This window comes from Streptomyces sp. DT190 (assembly GCF_049846985.1).
In the GTDB taxonomy this organism is placed as follows: Bacteria; Actinomycetota; Actinomycetes; order Streptomycetales; family Streptomycetaceae; genus Streptomyces.
The window spans coordinates 168,205-193,835 of the sequence record NZ_JBNCNM010000008.1; the positions used below are offsets into that span (position 1 = coordinate 168,205).

A 25,631-nucleotide genomic window follows, 5' to 3' on the forward strand; every position below is an offset into this window, starting at 1 on the left:
CCGGTCGGACGAGCTCCCATACCGTACCGCACGGACTGATATATCAGTTGTGCATGAGTCGGCCGTCAGGATGGAGCCCCGGCATGACCGACCGACCGCCGCCCGAGCACCCCGACTTCCTGTGGCGCAACCCCGAGCCGCGCTCCTCCTACGACGTGATCGTCGTCGGCGGCGGGGGCCACGGCCTGGCCACCGCCTACTACCTCGCCAGGAACCACGGCATCACCGACGTCGCCGTGCTGGAGAAGGGCTGGCTGGCCGGCGGCAACATGGCCCGCAACACCACGATCATCCGCTCCAACTACCTCTGGGACGAGAGCGCGGCCCTCTACGAGCACGCCCTGAAGCTGTGGGAGCGGCTCCCCGAGGAGCTGGACTACGACTTCCTGTTCAGCCAGCGCGGCGTCCTCAACCTCGCCCACACCCTCCAGGACGTCCGCGAGGGCGTCCGCCGGGCGGGCGCCAACCGGCTCAACGGCGTCGACGCCGAGTGGCTGGAGCCGGACGAGGTCGCCGCGGTCTGCCCCGTCCTCGACGTCTCGTCCCGCCCCCGCTACCCGGTCCTCGGCGCCACCTTCCAGCCCCGGGCCGGCATCGCCAAGCACGACCACGTCGCCTGGGCGCTGGCCCGCGCCGCGGACGCCCTGGGCGTGGACCTGATCCAGGGCTGCGAGGTCACCGGCTTCCTCAAGGACGGCGACCGGGTCGTCGGCGTCGAGACCGACCGCGGCCGCATCCACGCGGGCCGGGTCGGCCTCGCGGCGGCCGGGCACAGCAGCGTGCTGGCGGAGCGGGCGGGGGTGCGGCTGCCCGTGCAGTCCCACCCGCTCCAGGCACTGGTCTCCGAACTGCACGAGCCGGTGCACCCGACCGTCGTGATGTCCAACCACGTGCACGTCTACGTCTCCCAGGCGCACAAGGGCGAGCTGGTGATGGGCGCGGGCGTCGACGCCTACAACGGCTACGGGCAGCGCGGCTCCTTCCACGTCGTGGAACGGCAGATGGCCGCCGCCGTCGAACTGTTCCCGGTCTTCGCCCGCGCCCATGTGCTGCGCACCTGGGGCGGCATCGTCGACGTCACCCCGGACGCCTCCCCGATCATCGGCCGCACCCCCGTGGCCGGTCTCTACGTCAACTGCGGCTGGGGCACCGGCGGTTTCAAGGCCACCCCGGCGGCCGGCTGGACCTTCGCGCACACCCTCGCCACGGGCGAGCCGCATCCCCTCAGCGCGCCCTTCGCCCTCGACCGCTTCACGACGGGCGCCCTGATCGACGAACACGGCGCGGCGGCCGTGGCCCACTGAGGAGGACACCACCGTGCTGCTGATCACCTGCCCCTGGTGCGGCCCGCGGGACGAGACCGAGTACCACTACGGCGGACAGGCCCACGTCCCGTACCCCGAGCATCCCGCCGAGCTCACCGACGAGGAGTGGGCCGCCTACCTCTTCTACCGCGACAACCCCGAGGGCGAGTTCGCCGAGCGGTGGATGCACGCCACCGGCTGCCGCCGCTGGTTCAACGTCCTGCGCGACACCGCCACCCACGAGGTGCTGACCTCGTACCGGCCCGACGAGCCCCGCCCCGGAGGGACCCGATGACCGACCAGCGCTTCCGGCTCCCGCACGGCGGCCGGGTGGACCGCGGCACCGTGCTGCGGTTCACCGTCGACGGACGGGAGCTGACCGGCCACCCCGGCGACACCGTCGCCTCCGCCCTGCTGGCCCACGGCCGCGTCGGGGTCGCCCCCTCGCTGTACCGCGGGCGCCCGCGCGGCATCGTCGCCGCGGGCGTCGAGGAACCCAACGCCCTGCTGCGACTCGACGGCCCGTGCGCGGAGAGCATGCTCCCGGCGACCACGGTCGAGCTGTACGACGGCCTGTCCGCCACCACCCTCTCCGGCAGGGGCCGGCTCGATCCGGCGCCCGACCCGGCCGTCCACGACAAGAAGTACGTCCACACCGACGTCCTCGTCGTCGGGGCGGGACCGGCCGGGCTGGCGGCCGCCGCCACCGCCGCCGGGTCCGGCGCCCGCGTCCTGCTCCTCGACGAGCAGCCGGAACCCGGCGGGTCCCTGCTGGCGGGCGGCCTCGACCGGGTCGCCGGGCTGCGCGCCGCGCTCGACGCCGCCGACGAGGCCGTCGTCCTGCCGCGCACCACGGCCTTCGGCTCGTACGACGACAACTACGTGCTGGCCCTCCAGCGGCGCACCGACCACCTGGGACCGGCCGCTCCCCAGGGCGTGTCCCGGCAGCGGCTGTGGCACATCCGGGCCCGCCGGGTGGTGCTGGCGACCGGCGCGCACGAGCGGCCGCTGGTCTTCGCCGGCAACGACCGGCCCGGGGTGATGCTCGCCGGGGCCGTGCGCACCTACCTCGGGCGCTACGGCGTCGCGGCGGGTTCGCGGGCCGTGGTGAGCACCACCGACGACAGCGCCTACGACACGGTCGCCGCCCTGCACGCCGCGGGCGTCGCCGTGGTGGCGGTCGTCGACGCCCGCGCCGAACGCTCCCCGCGGGCCGGCGAGGTCGCCGCCGCGACCGGCGTCCGGATCCTGACCGGCAGCGCGGTCGTCGGCACCGCCGGCCGGGAGCGGATCACCTCGGTCACCGTCCGGGGGATCGGCGCGGACGGCGAACTCACCGGGGCGGCGGAGTCGTTCGACTGCGACCTGCTCGCCGTCTCGGGCGGCTGGAGCCCGGTGGTGCACCTGCACAGCCAGCGGCAGGGCCGGCTGCGCTGGGACGAGGACCTGGTCGCCTTCGTCCCCGACGGAACCGTCCGCGACCAGTGGATCGCCGGCGCGGCCAACGGGACCTACGACCTCGACGCCTGTCTGGCCGAGGGCGCCCGCGCCGGGGCGCTGGCCGCGACGGAGGCCGGTTTCCCGGTGCCCGTACCGCCGCCCGCCGACCCCGTGCCCGGTGCGCCGACGCGGGCCCTGTGGCTGGTCCCCGGCACCGACGGCACCTGGGACACGCACTTCGTCGACTTGCAGCGCGACGTCACGGTCGCCGACGTGTGGCGGTCCACCGGCACCGGCATGCGCGGAGTCGAGCACGTCAAGCGGTACACCTCGCTGGGCACCGCCAACGACCAGGGCAAGACCTCCGGCGTCAACGCGATTGGTGTCATCGCCGAGGCCCTCGGCGGTTCCCCCGGCGGGATCGGCACCACGGCCTACCGGGCCCCGTACACACCGGTCGCTTTCGCCGCCCTGGCCGGCCGGGAGCGCGGCGAGCTGTTCGACCCGGTGCGCACGACCTCCCTGCACGGCTGGCACGTCGCGCACGGGGCGGTCTTCGAGGACGTGGGGCAGTGGAAGCGCCCCCGGTACTACCCCCGGCCGGGCGAGGACATGGACACGGCCGTGGCCCGCGAGTGCCGCGCCGCCCGTGAGGGCGTGGCGTTCATGGACGCCTCCACCCTCGGCAAGATCGAGATCCGCGGCGCCGACGCCGGCGAGTTCCTCGACCGCGTCTACACCAACGCCTTCAAGAAGCTCAGGCCCGGCACCGCCCGCTACGGCGTGATGTGCACACCCGACGGCATGATCTTCGACGACGGGGTGACCCTGCGTCTCGACGAGAACCGCTACTTCACGACCACCACGACCGGCAACGCCGCCGCGGTCCTGGACTGGCTGGAGGAGTGGCTGCAGACCGAGTGGCCCGGCCTGGACGTGCACTGCACCTCGGTGACCGAGCAGTGGGCGACGATCGCGGTGGTGGGCCCGCTCGCCCGCCGGGTCGTCGCCCCGCTCGCGCCGGACGTGGACCTGTCGGCCGAGGCGTTCCCCTTCATGGCGTTCCGCGAGACCACCCTGGCCGGCGGCGTCCCGGCCCGCATCTGCCGGATCTCCTTCTCCGGCGAACTCGCCTACGAGATCAACGTCTCCGCGTGGTACGGCCGGGCCGTCTGGGAGGAGGTGCACCGGACCGGGCAGCCGTTCGGCATCACCCCCTACGGCACCGAGACCATGCACGTGCTGCGTGCCGAGAAGGGCTACATCATCGTCGGGCAGGACACCGACGGCACCGTCACCCCGCAGGACGCGGGCATGTCCTGGGTGGTGTCGCAGCGCAAGGAGTTCATCGGCAAGCGCTCCCACTCCCGCGCGGACACCGCCCGCCCCGACCGCAAGCACCTGGTCGGGCTGCTGCCGAGCGACCGCACGACCCGGCTGCCCGAGGGCACCCCGCTGATCGCCCCCGACGTGTGCACTCGGACGGTGCCCGTGCCGATGCTCGGCCACGTCACCTCCAGCTACCACAGCCCGGCCCTCGGCCGCCCCTTCGCCCTGGCGCTGGTCGCCGGCGGACGGTCGCGGATCGGCCGGACCCTGCTCGCCCCGGTGGGCGCGGACCTGGTGCCCGTCGAGGTGACCGACTGCGTCCTCTACGACCCGGAAGGGACCAAGCGCGATGGCTGAGCCCACGACCGACCCGCGCGTGAGCCCCCTGGCGCACCTGGCGGAGCGGATGCGCGCCGCGGCCGTCACCGGAGCCCGGGGCGTCACGCTGACCGAGCTGCCGTTCCTCACCATGGTCGACCTGCGCGTCGCCCCGGTCTCCGATGCCGCCGAGCGTCTGGCGAAGACGCTGGGCGCGCGACTGCCGGACCATTGCGGCCACACCACCGCGTCCGGGCGCCACACCCTCTTCTGGCTCGGGCCCGACGCATGGCTGGTGCTGTCCGGGGCCGACGGGGCGGTCCTGACCGCCGAGATCCGGGAGGCGCTCGGGCCGGACCCGGGGTCGGTCGTCGACGTGTCCGCGCACCGCACCACCCTGGAGCTGAGCGGCCCCGGTGCCCGGCAGGTGCTGGAGAAGGGCTGCCCGCTGGACCTGCATCCCCGGGCCTTCGGACCCGGCCGGGCGGTGTCGACCACGGTCGGCTCCGTCGCCGTGCTGCTCTGGCAGGTGGACGACCGGCCGGCCTACCGCCTGTTCCCCCGCTCCTCGTTCGCCGACCACCTGGGGCGGTGGCTCGTCGACGCGATGGGCGAGTTCCGCGGTCCGCGGGTGCCCTGACGGCGGCTGCCGCGCCGCACGCGCCGCGGCGGACCGTCAGCCTCCCAAGCGCTCCGCCAGCAGCAGCCCCCCGATGACGATCATCAGCACACCGGAAGCCCGGGTGACGGCCCGGGCCACGGTGGGCCGGGCCCGCAGGACCGTGCGGGCGAGGACACCGACCGCGAGGTAGACGACGGCGCAGGCGGTCATGTGCAGGGCGCCGAGCAGACCCGTCTGCGTGGCCACCGGCCAGCCGCCCGCGGGGTCGATGAACTGCGGGAACAGCGAGAAGTACAGCAGCAGCGCCTTCGGGTTCAGACCGCTGGTGCCGGCGCCCTTGAGCATGACCCGCAGCCGGGAGGAGCCACCGCCGCCCGCACCGGGCCCCGTGTCCGCACAGGCCCCCGTGCCCGCCCTGGACCCGGGGGCCGCCAGCTCGGCGGGCCGGCGCAGCGCGTCCCAGCCGAGCCACACCAGGTAGCCGGCCCCGGCGACGGTCAGCGCGGTGAGCAGGGTCGCCGAGCCGGCCACGACCACCACCAGACCCGCCACGGCGAGCAGCGTGTAGCCCGCGTAACCGGCTACCAGCCCGGCGACCGCGGGCACGACCGACCGGTCCCGCAGGCCCGCCGTGATCGCGAAGGCCCAGTCCGCACCGGGCGTGACCACCAGCAGCAGATCCATGGCCAGGAAGGCCGCCAGCGTCGTCGTGTCCATGAAGCGATCCCTCTCACATGCCGTGGTGCGAGAGGAAGGCTAGGCCGGATCAGGGCGAAAGTGTTCCCTTCTTTACTCCATGATCGCGGAATGTGGGGCAGAATCTTCGCCATGGATGCCCTCGACCGGAAAATTCTCACCGAGCTCCAGCGGGACGGCCGTCTCACCGTCACCGAGCTGGCCGCCCGGGTGCAGCTGAGCGTCTCGCCGTGCCACCGCCGGCTGCGCGACCTCGAACGCGAGGGCGCGATCCGCGGGTACCGCGCGGTGGTGGACCCGGCCGCGGTGGGCCTGCACTTCGAGGCGCTCGTCTTCGCCACCCTGCGCTGGGAGGACGCCGACACCGTCGCCGCGTTCGAGGAGGGCGTCGCGGCCGTCCCGCACGTGCTGCAGGCCCAGCGGCTGTTCGGCGAACCGGACTACCTGCTGCGCGTCGCCACCACCGATCTGGCCGCCTTCCAGCAGCTCTACGACCAGCGCCTGGCCCGGCTGCCCGGCGTGCAGCGCCTGAACTCCACGCTGGTGATGAAGCACGTGGTGGACGACCGGCCGCTGCCCGCGTGAGGGGCGGGAACGGATCCCACGGCCCGCTCGTTGCGCAGGAGTTCGCCGCCGACCGAGGGAGCCCCGTGCCCGACACCCTGCCCGACCCGTTCACCGTCCTCCCCGCACTCCCGGCCCTGAGCGCGCAGGCCGAGCGGCTGATCGAGCTGGGGGTGCACGAGACCGCCGGGCTGTCCGCCGACGAGATCCGCTCCTTCGCCGCCGCGGCCGACGGTGACGGTGCCCTGCTGGCCGTCCACCCGGACCGGGCCCCGGCCTCCGCTCTCGCGCCCCTGCTGCGCCGCGCGGGCAAGCCGGGGTTCGTCGTCGCCGACATGCCGGACGTCGACGCGTTCACGCCCTGCGACGCCGTGCTGCCCGACGTCCCGCTCTACGTCGTCACCGGGGTCGACCGGGGCGACGGCCTGGCGAACCAGAGCCCGGCCGAGGCTCTGCCGGCGCTCACCGCGCAGGGCCGCACGCCGCTCGTGCTCACCGAGGGCATCCACTGGCTGCTGCAGCGGCCCGAGGTCCTGGAGCGCAACCGCTGCTTCATGACGATCGGCTCCCGCCTGCGCAAGGCCGGCGGCGGACTGGACGCCCGCACCCCGGCGATCTGGATCAGCAACGGCACCGGGCGGGACGGCCGCGAGCGCCGCGACGCCCCGAAGGTCGGCTGGTGCTGGTGGAACAACCGCCACACCTGGCTCGGCTTCGCCTCCGCGACAGACCGCAGGCCCTAGCACCGCCCCCCGGGGCGGGCCCGGCCGGAGCGGCTCAGAACCTGGGTTGGTCCCCGGCAGACGCCTGCACACTTCTCACGCGCTCAAACGGTCCCCTTCGCGCGGCGTCCGGCTGATCACCACGAGTGAGCGGGGGCGTCCGGGGCGGGCTGCCCGCTCGTGCGCGGTCGCGGCCGGGCCTCCGGTCGTGTGTGCTGGTGCCCTGGTGGGGAACCTGGTTCGCCGGGTCGGCCCCTGGCGAGAGGAGCGCATGTGACGGCATCGGCGCCGAGTGGCGGGAGCCAGGGCGCGCAGGAGAGCGACTACGAGCCGGAGCCGCGCCGCTGGCGGGCCCTGTGGGTGACCCTCGTGGCCGGCTTCATGAGCCTGCTGGACGTGTCGATCGTGGCGGTCGCCCTGCCCACGATCCAGCGGGAGCTGGACGCCTCCGCCGCGCAGGTGCAGTGGGTGGTGTCCGGATACGCGCTGAGCTTCGGCCTGGCCCTCGTCACCGCCGGCCGTCTCGGCGACGCGCTGGACCGGCGCCGCATCTTCCTGCTCGCCCTCAGCTGCTTCGTGCTGTTCAGCGCGGCCTGCGGGGCGGCGCCCAGCATCGCCCTGCTGGTGGCGGCCCGGCTGGCCCAGGGCCTGGCGGCCGGCTTCATGGCCCCGCAGAACTCCGCGCTCATCCAGCAGATGTTCCGGGGCGCGGAACGCGGACGCGCCTTCGGGTTCTTCGGCGCCACCGTCGGCATCTCCTCCGCGGTCGGCCCGCTCGCCGGAGGCCTGATCCTCGCGCTGGCCGACGGCCCCCAGGGCTGGCGGTGGATCTTCTACATCAACGTGCCCATCGGCATCCTCGCCGTGCTCCTGGGCCGCCGTCTGCTGCCCCGCACCCGGCGCTCCGGCCGGGAACACGTGGACCTGCCGGGGGTGGTGCTCCTCGGTCTCGGCGTCCTCGCGCTGATGTACCCGCTGGTGCAGGCGGAGGCCGGCGGCCTCACCCGTCTGTGGTGGCTGTTCCTCGTCGGCGCCGTCCTGCTGGTCGTCTTCGTCCTGTGGCAGCGCCGTCTGCTGGCCCGGGGCGCCCAGCCGCTGCTCGACCCGCGTCTGTTCACCACCGTGCGCGGCTACGCCGTCGGCGCCGGTGTCGGCACGCTCTACTTCATCGGCTTCAGCGGCATCTGGCTGGTCTTCGCCCTCTTCTACCAGCACGGGCTCGGCTTCTCACCGCTCCGCTCGGCCCTCGCCGTGACGCCCTTCGCCGTCGGCTCGGCCTGCGCGGCCGCAGTCTCCGGGCGGCTGGTGGACCGGCTCGGCCGGCTGCTGACCGTGGGCGGGCTCACCGGGGTGATCCTCGGCCTCGGCGGCACGGCCCTGCTGCTGCGCTTCGCGCCCCTCGACAGCGCGCCCTGGCTGGCCGCCCCGGCCCTGTTCCTCGGCGGTCTGGGCGGCGGCTGCGTGATCTCCCCGAACATCACCATGACCCTGCGGGACGTCCCCGTGCACATGGCCGGGGCGGCGGGCGGCGCGCTGCAGACGGGGCAGCGGCTCGGCGCCGCCGTGGGCACGGCCGCCCTGCCCGGCCTCTTCTACCTGGTCCTCAGCCATCGCGACGACGACTACCGCGGCGCCCTCTTCCTCGCCCTGGTCGCCGGCATCGTCGGCATGGCGGCGTCCCTGGCCCTCGCGGCGTTCGACTGGCAGCGCGACCGGCGCTCGCAGCAGCGGCACAACACCTGCCCGGACGACGTCGCCCACAGCCCGGTGCACGCCCGGCACAGCTGAACCCAGGGCAGCCCGTCGGACGGCGCCCGCCGGCGCACGGTGAACTCCTGCTCCCACCGGCACTCCGCGACCCGCACCGGAGCCGCGTCACAGGCGGGGGCGTCCCGGAACGCCCGTTCGCGCTCCAGCGCACCGCGCACCTGCACGGCGGACACCACCCCGGCGACCAGTGCCCCGACCGCGAACACCAGCCACACGACGGACCGAACCGCAGAGACCCCCGACGCTCCCACCGCTCCTCGGCCCCTCCCGCCGTTCCACCCCGTCCGCGCTGCGTGACATAGTAGTTGACGTGACAACCAGTGCGGAGGAGAGGTGGTCCCGGTGAGCAACGTGGAAACCGCGCCGGAGGCGCTGCGCTGCGGGGCGACCGCGGACGACGGCGCCTCGGCCCGGGCACCGCACGTCGAGGTGCTGTCCGCACGCGAGGTTCCGCTGGGCGGCCCGCGGGCCCTGCCCGTGCGCCGGACCCTGCCCCAGCGGGCCCGCTCCCTGATCGGCGCCTGGTGCTTCGCCGACCACTACGGCCCCGTCGACGCCACCGCGACGGGCATGGTCGTGCCCCCGCATCCGCACACCGGCCTGCAGACCGTGAGCTGGCTCTTCAGCGGCGAGATCGAGCACCGCGATTCCCTCGGCAGTCACGCCCTGATCCGCCCCGGCGAGCTCAACCTCATGACCGGCGGACACGGCATCGCCCACTCGGAGGTCTCCACCCCGGCGACGACCGTCCTGCACGGCGTCCAGCTGTGGGTGGCCCTGCCCGACGAACACCGCGACGCCGCACGGGACTTCCAGCACCACGCCCCCGAGCCGGTGCACGTGGACGGCGCCGGCGTCAGGGTCTTCCTGGGCTCACTCGCGGGCAGCACCTCCCCGGTGCGCACCTTCACGCCCTTGCTCGGCGCCGAGATCATCCTGGAACCCGGGGCGACGCTCACCCTCACCGTGGACCCCGCGTTCGAACACGGCCTGCTCGTCGACAGCGGGAACGTCCGCCTCCTCGACACCCTCCTGGCGCCGGCCGAACTCGGCTACGTGCCCTGCGGATCCGGCACCCTGACGCTGGCGAACGACTCCGGCACCCCCGCCCGGACGATCCTGCTCGGCGGGCCTCCCTTCGAGGAGGAGATCATCATGTGGTGGAACTTCATCGCCCGCTCGCACGAGGAGATCGTGCGGGCGCGCGAGGACTGGACGACGGGCACGCGGTTCGGCGTCGTCGAGGGCTACGACGGCGACCCCCTGCCGGCCCCCGCCCTGCCGAACATGCCGCTGAAACCGCGGGGCAGGGCACGCTGACCGCGCCGACGGGCCCTACGGCCGCGGCGTGACGGCGAGCGCGGCCGTCCGGGCCTCCAGGGCGTGCAGGACCGCCGCCATGTCCTCGGCGCCGTGGCCCCGCGCGACGGTCTCCTCGTAGAGGGCGTGGCAGATGTCGAGGAGCGGGGACGCCAGATCGGCCGCGCGGGCGGCCTCGGCGATCAGGCGGTTGTTCTTCAAAACGTCGGCGGCGGCCGCCTGGACCGCGAAGTCGCGCTCCAGCAGCTTCGGCGCCTTGACCCGGGAGACGGCGCTGGCCATCGGCCCGGCGTCCAGGACGTCCCGCAGCAGTCGCTGGTCGACGCCGTGCCGGCCCGCGAAGTGGAACGCCTCGGCGAGCCCCGTGACCAGCGTGATCAGGAACAGGTTCACCGAGAACTTCATCAGCAGCGCGCCCGGGACCGCACCGCACCCGAACGCCTCCCGGCACATCGGCGCGAGCAGCGGGCGCACGGCCGCCACGGCCTCGTCGTCACCCGCCAGCATCCCCACCAGCTCGCCCCGCTCCGCGGGCACGCGCGATCCCGACACCGGGGCCTCGACGTAACGCCCGCCCGCGGCACGGACGTCGTCCTGGAGGCCGCGCGAGTACTCCGCCGCGGTCGTGCCCATGTGGACGACGGTCCGGCCGGCGACGCGCGCCGCGAAGTCCGGGCCGCCCCGCCCCAGCACCGCGTCCACGGCGGCCTCGTCGGCCAGCATCAGGAACACCGTGCCGCACCGCCGGAAGACCTCGGCCGCGCTCGCGGCGACCTCGGCACCGGCGTCCCGCACCGGTGCGCACCGCTCCTCGGTCCGGTTCCACACCACCAGCCGCGTCCCGGCGCGGGCCAGGTTGAGCGCCATGGGCTGCCCCATCACCCCCAGGCCGACGAAACCGACGTCCACGACGCACCGCCTCTCCGGGCCCGCGCGGACCGGGCCGCCCCTTGCCGTCCTCGGCTATGACAGCGGTCATAGTAGCCGCCGTTATGACCCCGGTCATAGGGTGGCGCCGAAGCGGACGGACGCGGCGGTGGAGGTCGAGGATGGCGGTGGCCGAGCGGGGGCCGCGCGAGCGGATGGTGTTCAGCGCGGCCCAGCTGATCCGGCGCGACGGGGTCGTCTCCACGGGGCTGCGCGAGGTCGCCGTCGAGGCCGCGGCACCCCGCGGGTCGCTCCAGCACTACTTCCCCGGCGGCAAGACCCAGCTGGTCGACGAGGCCGTCGGCTGGGCGGGCCGCTACGCGGCGGGCCGGGTCGCGCGCTATCTGACCGCACTGCCCGAGCCGACCCCGAGCGGGCTGTTCGCCGCGATGGTGCGGCAGTGGACCGACGAGTACGAGGCCGCGGGCTTCGCCGGCGGCTGCCCGGTGGCGGCGGCCACGGTGGACTGCGCCGAGTCGGCCCCCTCCACCCGTCAGGCCGCCTCCGCCGCGTTCACCGCCTGGACGTCCGCGGTCGCCGCGGCCCTGGTCGAGACGGGCGTGCCCGGGGAACGGGCGGATCAGCTCGCCACGCTCATGATCAGCGCCCTGGAGGGGGCGATCCTCCTCGCCCGGGCCGAACGGGACGTCCGCGCCCTGACCACCGTGGCCCGCGAACTCGGCCCGCTGCTCGACGCGGCGGTGCGCGCCGAGGGCTGACCCGCCCGGGTCAGCCCACCCGGATGCCGATGATGCACGTGTCGTCGTCGGTGTCCGACTTGCTGTAGGTCAGCAGGCGGTCCAGCTGCTGGTCCAGCGTGCTGGGCGCCGAGCGCGCGGTGGTCAGCAGCTGGGTCAGCGACTCCTCCACGGGCCGGTCACGGCGTTCGATCAGGCCGTCCGTGTACATCAGCAGCGTGTCCTCGGGAGCGAGCTGCATCTCCTTCTCCTCGTACACGGCCTCGGGGACGGCCCCGAGCAGCAGACCCTTGCCCAGCGGCAGCGGAGCCGCCTCCGACTGCCGGACCAGCACCGGGGGCAGATGCCCCGCCCGGGCCCAGCGCAGCGTCCGCCGCGTCGGGTCGTACACCCCGCACACCGCCGTCGCGGTGACGGCGCCCGTCAGATGGTGGGCGACGACGTTCAGCCACGACAGCAGCTGCCCCGGCCCGGCACCGGTCACCGCCAGACCGCGCAGCGCGTTCCGCAGGACCACCATGCTGGTGGCGGCCTCGATGCCGTGCCCGGCCACGTCCCCGACGCACAGCAGCACCATGCCGGACGGCAGGACGACGGCGTCGTACCAGTCGCCGCCCACCAGCTGCTCGGTCTCCGCCGGGCGGTAGCGGACCGCCACCTGCAGGCCCGCCACCTGCAACGGCGCCTGCGTGGGGGGCATGATGGCGTGCTGCAGCTGCAGGGTCAGCCGGTTGCGCTCGGTGGCCTGCTGCTCGGTGTGCGCCAGCTGGTCGCGCGTGGCGGCCAGCGCCACCTCCGTCCAGTGCTGCGCCGAGATGTCCTGGCAGGCGCCGCGCACCAGGAGCAGCCGGTCGTCGGTGTCGAGCACGGGCTCGGCGACGATCCGGATGTGGCGGGTCACCCCGTCCGGCCGCTGCAGCCGGAAGGCCGCGCCGGCCGGGCGCCGGTGGTGCAGCAGCGTGCGCAGGAAACGGCGGATGGAGACGCCGTCGTCCGGGTGGGCGTGGGCCGGCAGCTCCTCCAGGGGCACCGGGGTGCTCGTCTGCGGGCGCCCGTAGAGGTCGAACAGCTGCCCGTTCCAGGTGATCTCGCCGGTCAGCACGTTCTCCTCGAAACCGCCGATCCGGCCGAGGCGCTGGGCGTTCTGCAGCAGGCTCGCCAGCCGCGCCGTCTCGTCCTCGATCCGCCAGAGCAGGAGCACCGAGGTGCCGTGCCGGCTGATGCTGATGTCCGCGATCGCCGACAGCGGCACCTGGTCGACGAGGGCGGTGAGGTTCATCCGCCGGGCCCTGAACGGCTCACCGGTGGCGTACACCCGCTCGACGCGCTGGAACAGCTCGCTCTCCCCGGCGGCCATCGGATAGGCCTCCAGCAGCAGCGCGCCGCTGACCACGGCCCGGGGCCGTCCGGCCGGGTCGAGGAAGCGGTCGTTGACGTGCTGGATGCGGAAGTCCACCAGATGCCCGTCGGCGTCCAGGTGCGGCACCAGGACCAGGGCGGGGTCGTGCAGCCCGTCGGCCAGGTCCATCAGCTCCGCGGCGTCCGGGACGACCCGCGGCTCCTGACTCCCGGTGGGCAGCGGCGTGTACGTCTCCAGCGTGTGCGCGCAGAGCTCGGCCAGTGCCTCCACCTGGCGCACGATCTGCGGGGGCTGCGGCTCCAGCGGCTCGGGCCAGGCGATCTCCAGCACTCCGTGGACGCGCCCGCCGGTGCCGGCGGGCAGGGCGGCCCGGCCGCCGTCCGGATGGTGGTGCAGCCCGATCGTGGGCAGCCCGGTCGCCTTCAGGGCGCTGATCCAGTGCCCCTCGCGCTCGACGAGGCCGCGCCGCGCCACCGTCACCACGTCCGGCGGGACGTAGCGCCAGCGCGTGGCCTCGGCGGGGGAGAAGCCGGCACTGCCCGCGAGGGTCAGCGAACCGTCGGGACCCGCGGCCCATATGGCCACGGCCACCGCGCCGAGCGGGCGCAGCGCCTGCTGGAGCAGGGCGTCGGCGACGGCCTGGGTGTCGTCCGCCGCCAGCACGCCGCTCTCGGCGGCCCGCAGGCGCACGGCGGCCGAATCGGCCTCCGCCTCGTCGGCGGCCTTGGTGGCGGCGAGGAACGCGTCGGTCACCTCGGACATCCGGTCCCGGGCGGCCTGGTTGATGACGTCGACGGCCAGTTCCAGCGGGCTGACCTGGGCCTGCTCGGCCAGCTCGGAGAGCTGGCGGGCGGCCTGGGCCGGTCCGCACTTCAGCCGCTCGACCAGGACGCCCTTGGCGAGCTCGATCAGGGCACGCCCCTCGGCCTCCGCCTGCGCGGCCCGCACCTCCCGGCTGAGCCGCTCCACGGTGGCCGCGAGCCGTCCCACCGGCGTCGCCGGCGACACACCGCCCAGCTCCGACAGCAGCTCCTCGGGGGACACCGCCGGCCCGTCGGAGAGCAACCACTGCTCGTCGGTCGCCGCCGGGGTCTCCTCCGTCGTCTCCGGCGGGGTGGAGGCCAGGCCGGCGAAGTCGCGCTGCGGCTCGTCGGCCTGACGCGGTTCGCTCGGCTGCTCGGACATGCTCACGGTGTGGATGCTCCTCGGCTTCAGCGCCCGGTGGCGCGGAACGGCTGGCCCTGCGGGGCGCCCGGCCCGCAGGCGTGCGGGTCGGGCGCGGGCGCGCTCATGAGGGCAGCCAGCGGCGGACGCAGGCCATGAGGTCGCGCGTGTCGACCGGCTTGGTGACGTAGTCGCTCGCGCCCGAGGCGATGCTCTTGTCCCGGTCGCCCGGCATCGCCTTCGCCGTGACGGCGATGATGGGCAGCTCCGCGTACTGCGGCATCTTGCGGATCTCCGCGGTCGCCGTGTACCCGTCCATCTCCGGCATCATCACATCCATCAGCACGAGCGCGATGTCCGGGTTGTTCACCAGCGCCTCGATGCCCCGCCGCCCGTTCTCGGCGTGCAGCACCCGGAAGCCGTGCAGCTCCAGGATCCCGCTGAGGGCGAAGAGGTTGCGCGCGTCGTCGTCGACGACCAGCACGGTGCGGCCCGCCGACGCGTCGTCGACCACCGGCGGCGTCAGCGCCTGCGTCTCCTCGGGCCGGACCAGGGACAGCACGTCCCCGGGCTCCTCGGCGGACAGGTGCAGGGCGATGCGCTCGCGCAGCTCGTCCAGGCTGGACAGCAGCTCCAGCGCCCCGCCGGCCGTGCGGGCCCGCAGCGTCTCGTCCAGGGCGACGTCCGCGGGGTGGCTGCTGTGCACCAGCACCGGCACGCTCGTCAGCGCCGAGTCGCCCTCCAGGGCCTGCAGGAACCGGGCCGCCTCGCCGTCGCCCATGCCGAGCTCCAGCACGACGCAGTGGCACGGGTCGGCCGCGAGGGCTCCGGCCGCCTCCTGGGCGCCGACGGCGGTGATGACGTCGACCGCGGGCCGTCCGCCGTCGGAGCGGCCGTGGGTCAGGTCGGCGACCACGCTCTCCGCGACCAGGGTGAGCAGACCGCGCGGGCGCTCCTCCACGACGAGCAGCCGCCGGGGCCGCGGCCCGGGCCCGATCTGGGGCACGGGCGCCGACTGCGACACCCCCTCCGGCAAGGCCTCTGCCGAGGCCCGCTCCGGCGTCCTGCCATGGTTGAGCAGCTCCTCGAAGTCGGGGCGGGCCACCGGCAGGAACAGCGTGAACGTGCTGCCCTGCCCGGGCGTGCTGTCGACCGTGACGGCGCCGCCGAGCAACTGGGCGATCTCCCGCGTGATGGACAGACCCAGGCCGGTGCCGCCGTACTTGCGGCTCGTCGTGCCGTCCGCCTGCTGGAAGGCGCCGAAGATGGTCTCCAGGTTCTGCTCGGGGATGCCGATGCCGGTGTCCTTCACCCGGAAGGCCACCACAGCACCACCCCGGACCACGCCCTCGGGCACCTCGTCGTCCGCCGCGGGCTCGATGCTCAGCTCCACGCCGCCCTGCTCGGTGAACTTCACGGCGTTGGACAGCAGGTTGCGCAGCACCTGGCGCAGCCGGGAGTCGTCCGTGAGCAGGTCGGCGGGCGCGCCCGGCGCGGTCGTGACGCTGAAGTCCAGGCTCTTCTGGGTCGTCATGGGCCGGAAGGTGGCCTCGACGTACTCGATGAGCTGGCGCAGCGCCACCCGCTCGGGCGCGACGTCCATCTTCCCGGCCTCCACCTTGGACAGGTCGAGGATGTCGTTGATCAGCTGGAGCAGGTCCGAACCGGCGGAGTGGATGATCTGCGCGTACTCGACCTGCTTGGGCGTGAGGTTGCGCGACGGGTTCTGCGCCAGCAACTGGGCCAGGATCAGCAGGCTGTTGAGCGGGGTGCGCAGCTCGTGGCTCATGTTGGCCAGGAACTCCGACTTGTACTTGGAGGCCAGCGACAGCTGCTGCGCCCGCGTCTCCAGCTCCTGCCGGGCCTGCTCGATCTGCAGGTTCTTCGCCTCGATGTCCCGGTTCTGGGCCACGAGCAGCGAGGCCTTCTCCTCCAGTTCCGCGTTGGAGCGCTGGAGCTCCTCCTGCTGCACCTGCAGCTCCGTGGAACGGGCCTGCAGCTCGACCGTGAGGCGCTGCGACTCCACGAGCAGCTCGTCGGTACGGGCGTTGGCCACGATCGTGTTGAGGTTGACGCCCAGGGTCCCCATCAGCTGCGCGAGGAAGTCGCGGTGGATCTGGGTGAAGGCCTTGACCGACGCCAGCTCGATGACGCCGAGGACCTGGTCCTCCACCACGATCGGCAGCAGCACCAGAGCCGTCGGCACGACCTCGCCGAGGCCCGAGGAGATGGTGACGTAGTCGGGCGGCAGCTCGTCCACGAGGATGGTGCGCCGGCTGCGGGCGGCCTGGCCGACCAGGGTCCGGCCGAAGGCGATACGGGTGGGCCGGGTGCTCTCCTCCGGGTAGCCGTAGGAGCCGACGAGCCGCAGCTCGGGGCCGTCCTCGCCGTCCTCGGCGAGGTAGAAGGCGCCGTACTGGGCCGACACCAGCGGCACCAGCTCGTCCATGATCAGCTCGGCGACCACGGGCAGGTCGCGGTGGCCCTGCATCAGGCCCGAGATGCGGGCCAGGTTGGTCTTGAGCCAGTCCTGCTCCTGGTTGGCCCGGGTGGTCTCGCGCAGGGACTCCACCATGGAGTTGATGTTGTCCTTGAGCTCGGCGACCTCGCCGGACGCCTCCACGTTGATCGACCGGGTCAGATCGCCCTCGGCGACGGCGCTGGTGACCTCGGCGATGGCCCGCACCTGGCGGGTCAGGTTGCCCGCCAGCTCGTTGACGTTCTCCGTCAGGCGCTTCCAGGTGCCCGAGACACCCTCGACCTCGGCCTGGCCGCCGAGGCGTCCTTCGGTGCCGACCTCGCGGGCGACGCGGGTGACCTCGTCGGCGAAGGCGGAGAGCTGGTCGACCATCGTATTGATCGTCGTCTTCAGTTCGAGGATCTCGCCCCGGGCGTCGACGTCGATCTTCTTCGACAGGTCGCCGCGGGCCACGGCGGTCGTCACCAGCGCGATGTTGCGCACCTGGCCGGTGAGGTTGTTGGCCATCGAGTTGACGTTGTCGGTCAGGTCCTTCCACGTGCCCGCCACGTTCGGCACGTGCGCCTGGCCGCCGAGGCGTCCTTCGGTGCCGACCTCGCGGGCGACGCGGGTGACCTCGTCCGCGAAGGCGGACAGCGTGTCGACCATGGTGTTGATGACCTCGGCGAGCGCGGCCACCTCGCCCTTGGCCTCGACCGTGATCCGGCTGGAGAGGTCGCCGCGCGCCACGGCGGTGGCGACCTGGGCGATGGAGCGGACCTGGCCGGTCAGGTTCGACGCCATCACGTTGACGTTGTCGGTGAGGTCCTTCCAGGTGCCGGACACGCCGCGCACCTGGGCCTGGCCGCCGAGGCGTCCCTCGGTGCCGACCTCGCGGGCGACGCGGGTGACCTCGTCGGCGAAGGCGGAGAGCTGGTCGACCATCGTGTTGATGGTGCTCTTGAGTTCCAGGATCTCGCCGCGCGCGTCCACGGTGATCTTCTGGGAGAGGTCGCCCTTGGCGACGGCCGTGGCGACCAGGGCGATGTTGCGGACCTGGCCGGTGAGGTTGCCGGCCATGAAGTTCACCGAGTCGGTGAGGTCGCGCCAGGTGCCCTTGACGCCCTTGACGTCCGCCTGGCCGCCGAGGCGTCCTTCGGTGCCGACCTCGCGGGCGACGCGGGTGACCTCGTCGGCGAAGGCGGAGAGCTGGTCGACCATCGTGTTGATGGTGCTCTTGAGTTCCAGGATCTCGCCGCGCGCGTCCACGGTGATCTTCTGGGAGAGGTCGCCCTCGGCCACCGCCGTGGTGACCTGGGCGATGGAGCGGACCTGGCTGGTGAGGTTGCCGGCCATGTGGTTCACGGAGTCGGTCAGATCGCGCCAGACGCCGGCCACGCCCGGCACCTGCGCCTGCCCGCCGAGGCGCCCCTCGCTGCCGACCTCGCGGGCGACGCGGGTGACCTCGTCGGCGAAGGCGGACAGCTGGTCGACCATCGTGTTGACGGTCTCCTTCAGCTGCAGGATCTCGCCGCGCGCGGGCACGTCGATCTTCTGCGACAGGTCGCCCTTGGCCACCGCCGTGGCCACCTGGGCGATGTCACGGACCTGGGTCGTCAGATTGCCGGCCATGGCGTTGACCGAGTCGGTCAGGTCGGCCCAGGTGCCCGAGACCCCCGGCACCTCCGCCTGCCCGCCGAGCGTGCCCTCGGTGCCCACCTCGCGGGCCACCCTGGTGACCTCGGAGGTGAACACGGACAGCTGGTCGACCATGCCGTTGAAGACCTTGGCGATGTCGCCCATGAGGCCGTCCGCGTCGTCGGGCAACCGGGTACCGAAGTCCCCGTCCCGTACGGCGGTCAGGCCGGCCAGCAGCCGCCGCAGCTCCTGGTCGCCCGGCACCACGTCGACGGCCCCGGTGCTGTCGCTGGTCATGCGCACCCTCGTTCCGCTCCCCAGAGCCCCCGTGAGGCCGGGGACTCGGAACTCCTCCGGACCGCGGCGGCGGCCCGGTTGTCGTGCTTGCATTTCCGCAGTCACGGATCTGCTCGATGAGAAATACGCCGCAGGCTAACCCACGTTTCGAGTCCCTCACAAAGCCTGCCCGGAACGGTCACCTCCGCACCCACACGGCCCAACCCGGGTGAGTCCCCACCCTCGGCGAAAACATGCCACGCCTCCCGGAGGAATTCTTCCGGGAGGCGGGAACAGGGGCTGCGCGACCGGCCCGGGACGCTCAGTCGAGGCAGAACTCGTTGCCCTCGACGTCCTGCATCACGAGGCAGGACTCGTTGTCCTCGTCGGCCGGCAGCAGCCGCACGCGGACCGCGCCGAGCTCGACCAGCCGGGCGCCCTCCGCCTCCAGCGCGGCCACGCGCTCTTCCCCCACCAGGCCGGTGCCGGCCCGCACGTCGAGATGCACCCGGTTCTTGACGGCCTTGCCCTCGGGCACCCGCTGGAAGTACAGGCGCGGGCCCGCCCCCGAGGGGTCGACGCACGCGGACCACGCCTGCTCGCCCTGCGCCTGCGGCGGTACGACGTACCCCAGCACCTCGCACCAGAAGCGAGCGACGCGCTCGGGCTGCGCGCAGTCGAAGGTGACCTGGAACTGCCTGATCGATGCCATCCGGCCAGCCTAGCAAGCAGGCCCTGCCGCTGAATTCCCCTGGCTGAGCGGCACGTTGGTGCCGGTCCTTGTATCGCGGGCGTATCGGGAACCGCATACGCCGTGGCAACGGCCCCCCGTCTGCAATGGGAGCCATGAATGCCGACACGTCCGAGTCAGCCCTGCTGCGCCGCACCCTGCGCATCGTGCTCCTCGCCCTGGCGGCCCTCGGCGCCGTGGGCGCCGGGTTCGCCCTGTGGCGGCCGCTCACCATGGCCGCTCCGGCCTGCATGGCCGGGCGGTGGCACGGCTGCTTCGACACGTTCAACGGCGTGCTGCTCATGACCGTGGTCACACTGCCGCTCGCCGCGCTGGTCGTGTGGGCGCTGGCCCGCCGCCGGCGGGCCGCCGGTGCCGCGTCACCGTGGCGGACCTCACTGGCCGAGGCGGGCCTGGTGCACGGGACGGTGCCGTTCGTGTGGATGACCATGATGCCGGGCGGCGCCGACCCGGACACCGTCCCCGCCCGGGTGAGCCTGGTGCCCCTGCGGGACCTGGCCACGATGGGGCCGCTGGGCATCGCCGGTAACCTGCTGATCTTCGCGGCGCTGGGGTTCTTCGCCCCGATGCGGTGCGCGGCGCTGGCGTCCGTGCCGCGGATCCTCGCGCTCGGGGCGGGCTGCTCGGCCCTGGTCGAGACGGCCCAGTACGTCCTGCGCCTGGACCGCGTGTCCTCCGTGGACGACGTCCTCGTCAACGCCACCGGTGCCGTGCTGGCCGCGCTGGCGTCCCGCCGCTGGTGGCGCGGCCCGGCGAAGGCGCCGTCCGGCGACCGGCCCGGTCCCGTCCTCGCGCGCTCGGGATGAGCCGCCGGGGCGAGGTGACCTGCGCCGGTCGCATACGCCGGCGATACGGCGGGCTGCCTAGGCTTCCGGCATGCGCGTACTGATCGTGGAGGACGAGCCCCACCTGGCCGAGGCCGTCCGTGACGGTCTGCGGCTCGAGGCCATCGCCGCCGACATCGCGGGCGACGGAGACACGGCCCTGGAATTGCTGAGCGTGCACTCCTACGACCTCGCCGTCCTCGACCGCGACATCCCCGGTCCCTCCGGTGACGAGGTCGCCCGGCGCATCGTCGCCTCCGGCAGCGGCATCCCGATCCTGATGCTCACCGCCGCCGACCGGATCGACGACAAGGAGAGCGGGTTCGAGCTGGGCGCCGACGACTACCTGACGAAGCCGTTCGACCTGCGCGAGCTCGTGCTGCGCCTGCGGGCACTGGACCGCAGGCGCGCGTACCTGCGGCCACCGGTGCGTGAGGTCGCGGGACTGCGTGTCGACCCCTTCCGCCGGGAGGTCTTCCGCGACGGGCGCTACGTCGCGCTCACCCGCAAGCAGTTCGCGGTGCTCGACGTCCTCGTCGCCGCCGAGGGCGGGGTCGTCAGCACCGAGGAGCTGCTGGAGCGGGCCTGGGACGGGAACGCCGACCCCTTCACCAACGCCGTCCGCATCACCGTCTCGGCGTTGCGCAAGCGGCTCGGCGAGCCGTGGCTCATCGCCACGGTGCCCGGCGTCGGCTACCGCATCGACACCGGCTCCGACGCCGCCCGTCCCGGCCCAGCGCATGCGTAGGCGCCCCGGGCTCAGCGCCCGGCTGAAGCTCACCCTCAGCTACGCCGGATTCCTCGCCGTCGCCGGTGCGCTGCTGCTGGCGGTGGTGTGGATGTACCTGCTGCGCTACGTGCCCGACAACAGCCGGGGCCTGCTCGGCATCTCGCCCAACCGCTACCTGCTGGTGCGCACCTTCGCCCCGGCGGCGGCCCTGGCGATGGCCTTCCTGCTCGTGTTCGGGCTCGTCGGGGGGTGGATCCTGGCCGGCCGGATGCTCGCGCCCCTGACCCGGATCACGGACGCGGCCCGGCTGGCCGGGAGCGGGTCGCTGTCCCACCGGATCCGCATGGAGGGCCGCCAGGACGAGTTCCGCGAGCTGTCCGACGCCTTCGACGCCATGCTCGGGCAACTGGAGTCGCACGTCGCCGAGCAGCGGAGGTTCGCCGCGAACGCCTCGCACGAACTGCGCACCCCGCTGGCCATCTCGCAGACGCTGCTCGACGTCGCGCGCAAGGACCCCACGCGGGACCGCGAGGAGCTCATCGAGCGCCTGCACGCCGCCAACACGCGCGCGATCGACCTGACCGAGGCCCTCCTGCTGCTCAGCCGCAGCGACGGCGGGGCCTTCGTCCGCGGCCGTGCCGACCTCTCCCTCCTCGCGGAGGAGGCGGCCGAGACGCTGCTGCCCCTCGCCGAGCAGCGCCGGATCAGGCTCGACGTCAGCGGCACGGCGACACCGGCGGGCGGCTCCGCCGAGCTGCTGCTGCGGATGGTGACCAACCTCGTCCAGAACGCGATCGTCCACAACCTGCCGGAGGGCGGCACGGTGACGGTCCGCACCGAGGCGCTGCCCGACGCGAGCGTCCTGCGGGTCGAGAACACGGGCCGGCCCGTGCCACCGGACCTGGTCCCCACCCTCACGGAACCCTTCCGGCGCGGAACGGAACGCGTACGCACCGGCGACCACGCCGGGGTCGGTCTGGGCCTGGCCATCGTCCACGGCATCGTCCGCGCCCACGACGGCACGCTCGACCTCGCGCCCCGCCCGGCCGGCGGCCTCATCGCCACGGTCCGCCTGCCCGTGGGGCCTTCGTAGGCAGCCTTCGTAAGCCCCTCTCCCTCAGGCCGTGATCGGCAGGTCCTGTCGGGCCCGTTCGAGGTCGTCCTCCCAGATCCACAGGCGGTGCTGGGGCGGCACGGCGTGGTAGCCGTACAGGCCCACCTCGGTCAGCGTCCGCAGGTCCACGCAGACGCGCTGGTAGGCCTGCCCGATGGTCTTGGCGGGGTCGGTCACCTCGCGCGCACCGAGTTTGACGCAGGCCCGGTACTCGTAGCCCAGCAGCAGGTCCTGCCCGAAGTCGGCCCAGGCGCCCAGCTGTTGGGTCCAGGCGGCGTCGGCCTCGTCCAGCAGCAGCCGCAGATCGGTGGCGGACGGTATGGAGGGGTAGATGAGGAAGGTCGCCGCCCACCCGAGGGCCACCATGTCCAGGTTGAACGTGCGCCGGCGCGGGTCGTCGCGCGGCGGCAGCGGATCCGAGGCACCGCCACCGAACCAGGGCGCGGTGTACGCCAGCAGGCGGCCGTTGCTCTCGACGAGCTCGCCGGTGGCGATCACGGCCAGTTTGCGCTGGGAGCCGTCGGGGCGGGTCAGGCGCGTGGCCACCATGTCGGCGTGGACCTCGGCGGCCGCCTTGCCCGCCGCCTGGTGCCGCTGTGCGGCGTCGGGGGTGATCCGGGAGACGAGGTGGTCCCGCAGGCCTTGCGGGAGCGCGTCGTAGGTACCGTCCTGCAGCCGCGTCCGGGTGCGGTCCAGAGCGGCCTGGGCGGTGGCGGGGGCGCCGCCGAACTCGCTCTCGGGGGTGTCGATGGACACCATCCGGATCGCCATGGCGATGTTCGGGGTGTCGCCGTCGGTGACGCTCAGGAATCTGTAGTCGTTGGCGGGCCGACTCGGGCCCACGAAGCCTAGATCTGTCATGGCACTGTCCGAGTTCTGGCAAGCGGCGCGGTCCATTGCAGAGTTGCTTCTCTTCATTCTCGGCCGCCGGAACGCCGCACGCCACCGCAGCGCGGACAGTTGGCGATTCAATCGCCCGGGGCCGCGGGCCCTTCGGCGGGCCGGGCGCGCACACAGCGCCGGCGTGGTGCGGCGCACGGCCAACTGCCGCCTGCGGCAAGGAGATCAGAGCAGCGTCCGGCCACGGGCGCCGGTGGTGCCGAGGGTGCGGCAGCGGACCGGGACGCCGCCGAGCCACGGGTTCGTGACGGCGGCGTCCGCGGTCCGCGGGGAGGGCGGAACGTCAGTGGCCGGTGCCGGCCGGGTCCGGCACCTCCGCTCCGTTCGCCTCGCTCCGGCCGCGCAGACCCAGCACCGCGAGAGCCGCGCCGACGAGGGCGAGGCCGCCGGTGACGAGGACGGCGGTGTGGACGCCGTTCATGAAGGCGGTGTGGCTGCCCTCGGCCACGGCGGCCCTGAGCTGCGCCGGCATCCCCTCCGAGACCGGGGCGACGCCCATGGCGACGGCGTCCTTCGCCTCCTCGAAGCGCGCTGCCGTCGCGTGCGGCACGCCCGCGTCGGTCAGCGAACCGGTGAGCGTGGCGCCGACGCGGCTGCTGATGAGCGAGACCAGCACCGACGTGCCGAGCGCGCCGCCGACCTGGAGCGAGGTGGCCTGCAGGCCGCCCGCGATGCCGCCGTCCTGGACGGGGGCGTTGCCGACGATCGCGTCGGAGGACGCGGACATCACCATGCCGACGCCGAGGCCGAGCGCGATGAAGGGCGGCCAGAGGGCGTGGTACGACGAGTCGGCGCTCCACCCGAGCATCGTGAACGCGGCACCGGCCTGGAGCACCATGCCGAGCGGCATCGTCAGGCGCGGGCCGAACCGCTCGGTGAGCTTGGCGCCGAGCGGCGAGGCCACCATGGAGGCGAGGCTCAGCGGCAGGGTGCGCACACCGGACTCGACGGGGGTGAAGCCGCGCACGTTCTGCAGGTACAGCATCACGAAGAAGATCACGCCGAGCAGGATGAAGAAGTTCAGCGCGGTGACGACCGTGCCGATCGTCAGGGCCGGGTTGCGGAACAGGCGCATCGGCAGCAGTGGGTGGGCGACGCGGGTCTCGTACCAGCCGAAGAGGACCAGGACGGCGGCACCCCCGGCGATCGCGCCGAGCGTGCCGGCCGAAGTCCAGCCCCACGTCTCGCCCTTGACGACACCGAAGACGACGGCGAGCAGCCCGAGGGCGAGCAGCACGACACCGGGAACGTCGAAGCGCCGGCCCGCCGCCGCCTCGTTCCTGGACTGCGGAAGGACCAGCAGGCTGAAGACGAGGGCGATGACGCCGATGGGGGCGTTGATGTAGAAGACGGACTCCCAGTCGACGTGCTCCACGAGCAGTCCGCCGACGATGGGCCCGAGCGCGGTGGAGACGGACGAGATCATCGCCCAGATGCCGACCGCCATGCCGAACTTGCGCGGCGGGAACACGGCCCGCAGCAGCGCGAGGGTGTTGGGCATGAGCATCGCGCCGAACACGCCTTGCACGGCGCGGAAGGCGATGACGCCCTCGATCGATCCGGCGAGGCCGATCGCGACGGACGCGACGGTGAAGCCGGCGACACCGATCAGATAGAGGGTGCGGCGTCCGAAGCGGTCGCCGAGCTTGCCGCCGAGGATGAGCGTGGCGGCGAGGGCCAGCAGGTACGAGTTGGTGACCCACTGCAGTTCGGCGGTGGTGGCGTTCAGGTCGCGGGCGATCTCGGCATTGGCGATCGAGACGACGGAACCGTCGAGGCCGACCATGAACAGGCCGAAGGCGACGGCGACCAGCGTCAGCCAGGGGTTGGCGCGCGGCCCGCCGGAGCGCGGTCCGGACGCGGGGGTGGGCGCTGTGGAGACAGCGGTGACAGACACGGGTGAGTTGTCCTCGGTACATGGGGCGCGCGGTGGGGGGCGCGTGGACGGAAGGGAAAGCTGCGCACCGGCGCGGCAGACCTGCCCCCGCCGTGTCGGCGGCAGGGGCGGGGGAGTGGCGTGGGCGGCAGATCCGGCCTCACCGCGGCAGCGGCGGGGCGGTTGGGGGAAGCGGCGAACCGACCGGTCAGCCGGACCGGTCAGCCGGACCGGTCCGGCGAACTGGTCAGGCGAACTGGTCAGCCGGACTGGTCAGGCGGACCGGTCGCGCAGGCGCCGGGAGAGAGCCCCGAGGGCGCCGAGCGCCGAGCCGAGGGCGTCGAGGTCGCCGTCGGTGAGGTGGCGCAGCGCGGGCGCGAGCTGCGCCGCCGCGATCTTCTCCACCTCGCCGATGCGCCGGCGCGCCAGAGCGGTGACGCACAGATGCGCCACCCGCTTGTCGGTGTCGTCCTGATGCCGCTCCAGCAGGCCCGCCTCGGTGAGGCGGGTGACCAGGGCGCTGACGTTGTTCGGCATCATGCGCAGCGCGTCGGCGGCCTTGTGGACGGTGGCGCCGTCGTGCTCGGCGACGTACTGCAGCAGGGCCAACTGCCGCTCGGGCAGCTTGGGATAGGGCAGCTCCCGGTCGATGAGCTGCTTGAGCTGCCGGTTCAGCGCGGGCAGGCAGGCCACGAGGCCGGCGGCCACCTGGTCGACGTCCCGGCTCTCACGAGCCTCGCTGCTTCCGGTCACGCCCGCACGTTACCTATGCAGAGAAACCTATGTCAACATACTGAATCCGGGTACGACCGGATCGCCCTCCACGCTGG

20 protein-coding genes are annotated in these 25,631 nt (G+C 73.5%); 12 read left to right on the top strand and 8 right to left on the bottom strand.

Annotated features, from left to right (window positions below; genetic code table 11):
- Positions 1-83 precede the first annotated feature (83 nt).
- Genes ACPXCS_RS16880 through ACPXCS_RS16895 form a run of 4 tightly spaced genes read left to right on the top strand, consistent with a single transcriptional unit; the run spans position 84 to position 5,031 of the window.
- Positions 84-1,304, top strand: coding sequence for a sarcosine oxidase subunit beta family protein (locus tag ACPXCS_RS16880; protein WP_425950449.1), 1,221 nt, complete (start codon positions 84-86; stop codon positions 1,302-1,304).
- Between the two features lie 13 nt (positions 1,305-1,317).
- A complete protein-coding gene (locus tag ACPXCS_RS16885) occupies positions 1,318-1,599 on the top strand; it encodes a sarcosine oxidase subunit delta (RefSeq protein ID WP_425950450.1) in 282 nt (93 codons plus the stop codon).
- On the top strand, positions 1,596-4,430 hold the full coding sequence (locus ACPXCS_RS16890) for a sarcosine oxidase subunit alpha family protein (RefSeq protein WP_425950451.1): 2,835 nt from the start codon (positions 1,596-1,598) through the stop codon (positions 4,428-4,430). Before ACPXCS_RS16885 ends, ACPXCS_RS16890 begins: the two co-directional genes overlap by 4 nt.
- Positions 4,423-5,031: a sarcosine oxidase subunit gamma gene (locus ACPXCS_RS16895; protein WP_425950452.1), complete on the top strand. Its 609-nt coding sequence runs from the start codon at positions 4,423-4,425 to the stop codon at positions 5,029-5,031. Before ACPXCS_RS16890 ends, ACPXCS_RS16895 begins: the two co-directional genes overlap by 8 nt.
- Positions 5,032-5,067: 36 nt before the next feature.
- Here ACPXCS_RS16895 and ACPXCS_RS16900 read toward each other — a convergent pair whose 3' ends face one another.
- Positions 5,068-5,730, bottom strand: coding sequence for a LysE family translocator (locus tag ACPXCS_RS16900; RefSeq protein WP_425950453.1), 663 nt, complete (start codon positions 5,728-5,730; stop codon positions 5,068-5,070).
- A 111-nt stretch (positions 5,731-5,841) separates the two neighbouring features.
- Here ACPXCS_RS16900 and ACPXCS_RS16905 point away from each other — a divergent pair, with 111 nt between their 5' ends.
- The 4 genes from ACPXCS_RS16905 to ACPXCS_RS16920 all read left to right on the top strand — a co-directional run bounded on the left by ACPXCS_RS16905 (position 5,842) and on the right by ACPXCS_RS16920 (position 10,085).
- Positions 5,842-6,294, top strand: coding sequence for an Lrp/AsnC family transcriptional regulator (locus ACPXCS_RS16905; protein ID WP_425950455.1), 453 nt, complete (start codon positions 5,842-5,844; stop codon positions 6,292-6,294).
- A gap of 65 nt (positions 6,295-6,359) precedes the next feature.
- The gene (locus ACPXCS_RS16910; protein ID WP_425950456.1) at positions 6,360-7,016 is read left to right on the top strand and encodes a DUF5701 family protein; all 657 of its coding nucleotides are present in this window, start codon (positions 6,360-6,362) and stop codon (positions 7,014-7,016) included.
- A 252-nt stretch (positions 7,017-7,268) separates the two neighbouring features.
- The gene (locus ACPXCS_RS16915; protein WP_425950458.1) at positions 7,269-8,783 is read left to right on the top strand and encodes an MFS transporter; all 1,515 of its coding nucleotides are present in this window, start codon (positions 7,269-7,271) and stop codon (positions 8,781-8,783) included.
- 324 nt (positions 8,784-9,107) lie between these two features.
- Positions 9,108-10,085 carry a pirin family protein gene (locus ACPXCS_RS16920; RefSeq protein WP_425950459.1) on the top strand — a complete coding sequence of 326 codons (978 nt, stop codon included), beginning with the start codon at positions 9,108-9,110 and terminating at the stop codon, positions 10,083-10,085.
- Between the two features lie 15 nt (positions 10,086-10,100).
- On the opposite strand, the gene ACPXCS_RS16925 is transcribed toward ACPXCS_RS16920, so the two are convergent.
- On the bottom strand, positions 10,101-10,994 hold the full coding sequence (locus tag ACPXCS_RS16925; RefSeq protein ID WP_425950461.1) for an NAD(P)-dependent oxidoreductase: 894 nt from the start codon (positions 10,992-10,994) through the stop codon (positions 10,101-10,103).
- A 140-nt stretch (positions 10,995-11,134) separates the two neighbouring features.
- On the opposite strand from ACPXCS_RS16925, the gene ACPXCS_RS16930 reads away from it, so the two are divergent.
- The gene (locus ACPXCS_RS16930; protein ID WP_425950463.1) at positions 11,135-11,731 is read left to right on the top strand and encodes a TetR/AcrR family transcriptional regulator; all 597 of its coding nucleotides are present in this window, start codon (positions 11,135-11,137) and stop codon (positions 11,729-11,731) included.
- Between the two features lie 10 nt (positions 11,732-11,741).
- On the opposite strand, the gene ACPXCS_RS16935 is transcribed toward ACPXCS_RS16930, so the two are convergent.
- The 3 genes from ACPXCS_RS16935 to ACPXCS_RS16945 all read right to left on the bottom strand — a co-directional run bounded on the left by ACPXCS_RS16935 (position 11,742) and on the right by ACPXCS_RS16945 (position 19,318).
- Positions 11,742-14,261, bottom strand: coding sequence for a SpoIIE family protein phosphatase (locus ACPXCS_RS16935; protein ID WP_425950464.1), 2,520 nt, complete (start codon positions 14,259-14,261; stop codon positions 11,742-11,744).
- A gap of 97 nt (positions 14,262-14,358) precedes the next feature.
- On the bottom strand, positions 14,359-18,627 hold the full coding sequence (locus tag ACPXCS_RS16940) for a HAMP domain-containing protein (protein WP_425970980.1): 4,269 nt from the start codon (positions 18,625-18,627) through the stop codon (positions 14,359-14,361).
- Between the two features lie 301 nt (positions 18,628-18,928).
- The gene (locus ACPXCS_RS16945) at positions 18,929-19,318 is read right to left on the bottom strand and encodes a VOC family protein (RefSeq protein WP_425949257.1); all 390 of its coding nucleotides are present in this window, start codon (positions 19,316-19,318) and stop codon (positions 18,929-18,931) included.
- Between the two features lie 134 nt (positions 19,319-19,452).
- Between ACPXCS_RS16945 and ACPXCS_RS16950 the strand changes: the two genes are divergently transcribed.
- The 3 genes from ACPXCS_RS16950 (at position 19,453) to ACPXCS_RS16960 (ending at position 22,004) form a co-directional block, all read left to right on the top strand.
- Positions 19,453-20,163, top strand: a complete 711-nt coding sequence (locus ACPXCS_RS16950) for a VanZ family protein (RefSeq protein WP_425949255.1) — start codon at positions 19,453-19,455, stop codon at positions 20,161-20,163.
- Positions 20,164-20,233: 70 nt separating this feature from the next.
- On the top strand, positions 20,234-20,929 hold the full coding sequence (locus tag ACPXCS_RS16955) for a response regulator transcription factor (RefSeq protein WP_425949253.1): 696 nt from the start codon (positions 20,234-20,236) through the stop codon (positions 20,927-20,929).
- Complete coding sequence (locus ACPXCS_RS16960; RefSeq protein ID WP_425949251.1) at positions 20,922-22,004, top strand: sensor histidine kinase; 1,083 nt, start codon at positions 20,922-20,924, stop codon at positions 22,002-22,004. Before ACPXCS_RS16955 ends, ACPXCS_RS16960 begins: the two co-directional genes overlap by 8 nt.
- A gap of 24 nt (positions 22,005-22,028) precedes the next feature.
- Here ACPXCS_RS16960 and ACPXCS_RS16965 read toward each other — a convergent pair whose 3' ends face one another.
- The 3 genes from ACPXCS_RS16965 to ACPXCS_RS16975 form a co-directional block, all read right to left on the bottom strand.
- The gene (locus ACPXCS_RS16965) at positions 22,029-22,886 is read right to left on the bottom strand and encodes a hypothetical protein (RefSeq protein ID WP_425949250.1); all 858 of its coding nucleotides are present in this window, start codon (positions 22,884-22,886) and stop codon (positions 22,029-22,031) included.
- Between the two features lie 322 nt (positions 22,887-23,208).
- Positions 23,209-24,822: an MFS transporter gene (locus ACPXCS_RS16970; RefSeq protein WP_425949248.1), complete on the bottom strand. Its 1,614-nt coding sequence runs from the start codon at positions 24,820-24,822 to the stop codon at positions 23,209-23,211.
- Positions 24,823-25,074: 252 nt separating this feature from the next.
- The gene (locus ACPXCS_RS16975; RefSeq protein WP_425949247.1) at positions 25,075-25,554 is read right to left on the bottom strand and encodes a MarR family winged helix-turn-helix transcriptional regulator; all 480 of its coding nucleotides are present in this window, start codon (positions 25,552-25,554) and stop codon (positions 25,075-25,077) included.
- Between the last annotated feature and the right edge of the window lie 77 nt (positions 25,555-25,631).

Coding starts and splice junctions, on each gene's coding strand:
- ACPXCS_RS16880 (WP_425950449.1), top strand. CDS start 84: ATGACCGACCGACCGCCGCCCGAGCACCCCGACTTCCTGTGGCGCAAC.
- ACPXCS_RS16890 (WP_425950451.1), top strand. CDS start 1,596: ATGACCGACCAGCGCTTCCGGCTCCCGCACGGCGGCCGGGTGGACCGC.
- ACPXCS_RS16895 (WP_425950452.1), top strand. CDS start 4,423: ATGGCTGAGCCCACGACCGACCCGCGCGTGAGCCCCCTGGCGCACCTG.
- ACPXCS_RS16900 (WP_425950453.1), bottom strand. CDS start 5,730: ATGGACACGACGACGCTGGCGGCCTTCCTGGCCATGGATCTGCTGCTG.
- ACPXCS_RS16905 (WP_425950455.1), top strand. CDS start 5,842: ATGGATGCCCTCGACCGGAAAATTCTCACCGAGCTCCAGCGGGACGGC.
- ACPXCS_RS16930 (WP_425950463.1), top strand. CDS start 11,135: ATGGCGGTGGCCGAGCGGGGGCCGCGCGAGCGGATGGTGTTCAGCGCG.
- ACPXCS_RS16940 (WP_425970980.1), bottom strand. CDS start 18,627: ATGACCAGCGACAGCACCGGGGCCGTCGACGTGGTGCCGGGCGACCAG.
- ACPXCS_RS16945 (WP_425949257.1), bottom strand. CDS start 19,318: ATGGCATCGATCAGGCAGTTCCAGGTCACCTTCGACTGCGCGCAGCCC.
- ACPXCS_RS16950 (WP_425949255.1), top strand. CDS start 19,453: ATGAATGCCGACACGTCCGAGTCAGCCCTGCTGCGCCGCACCCTGCGC.
- ACPXCS_RS16955 (WP_425949253.1), top strand. CDS start 20,234: ATGCGCGTACTGATCGTGGAGGACGAGCCCCACCTGGCCGAGGCCGTC.
- ACPXCS_RS16960 (WP_425949251.1), top strand. CDS start 20,922: ATGCGTAGGCGCCCCGGGCTCAGCGCCCGGCTGAAGCTCACCCTCAGC.
- ACPXCS_RS16965 (WP_425949250.1), bottom strand. CDS start 22,886: ATGACAGATCTAGGCTTCGTGGGCCCGAGTCGGCCCGCCAACGACTAC.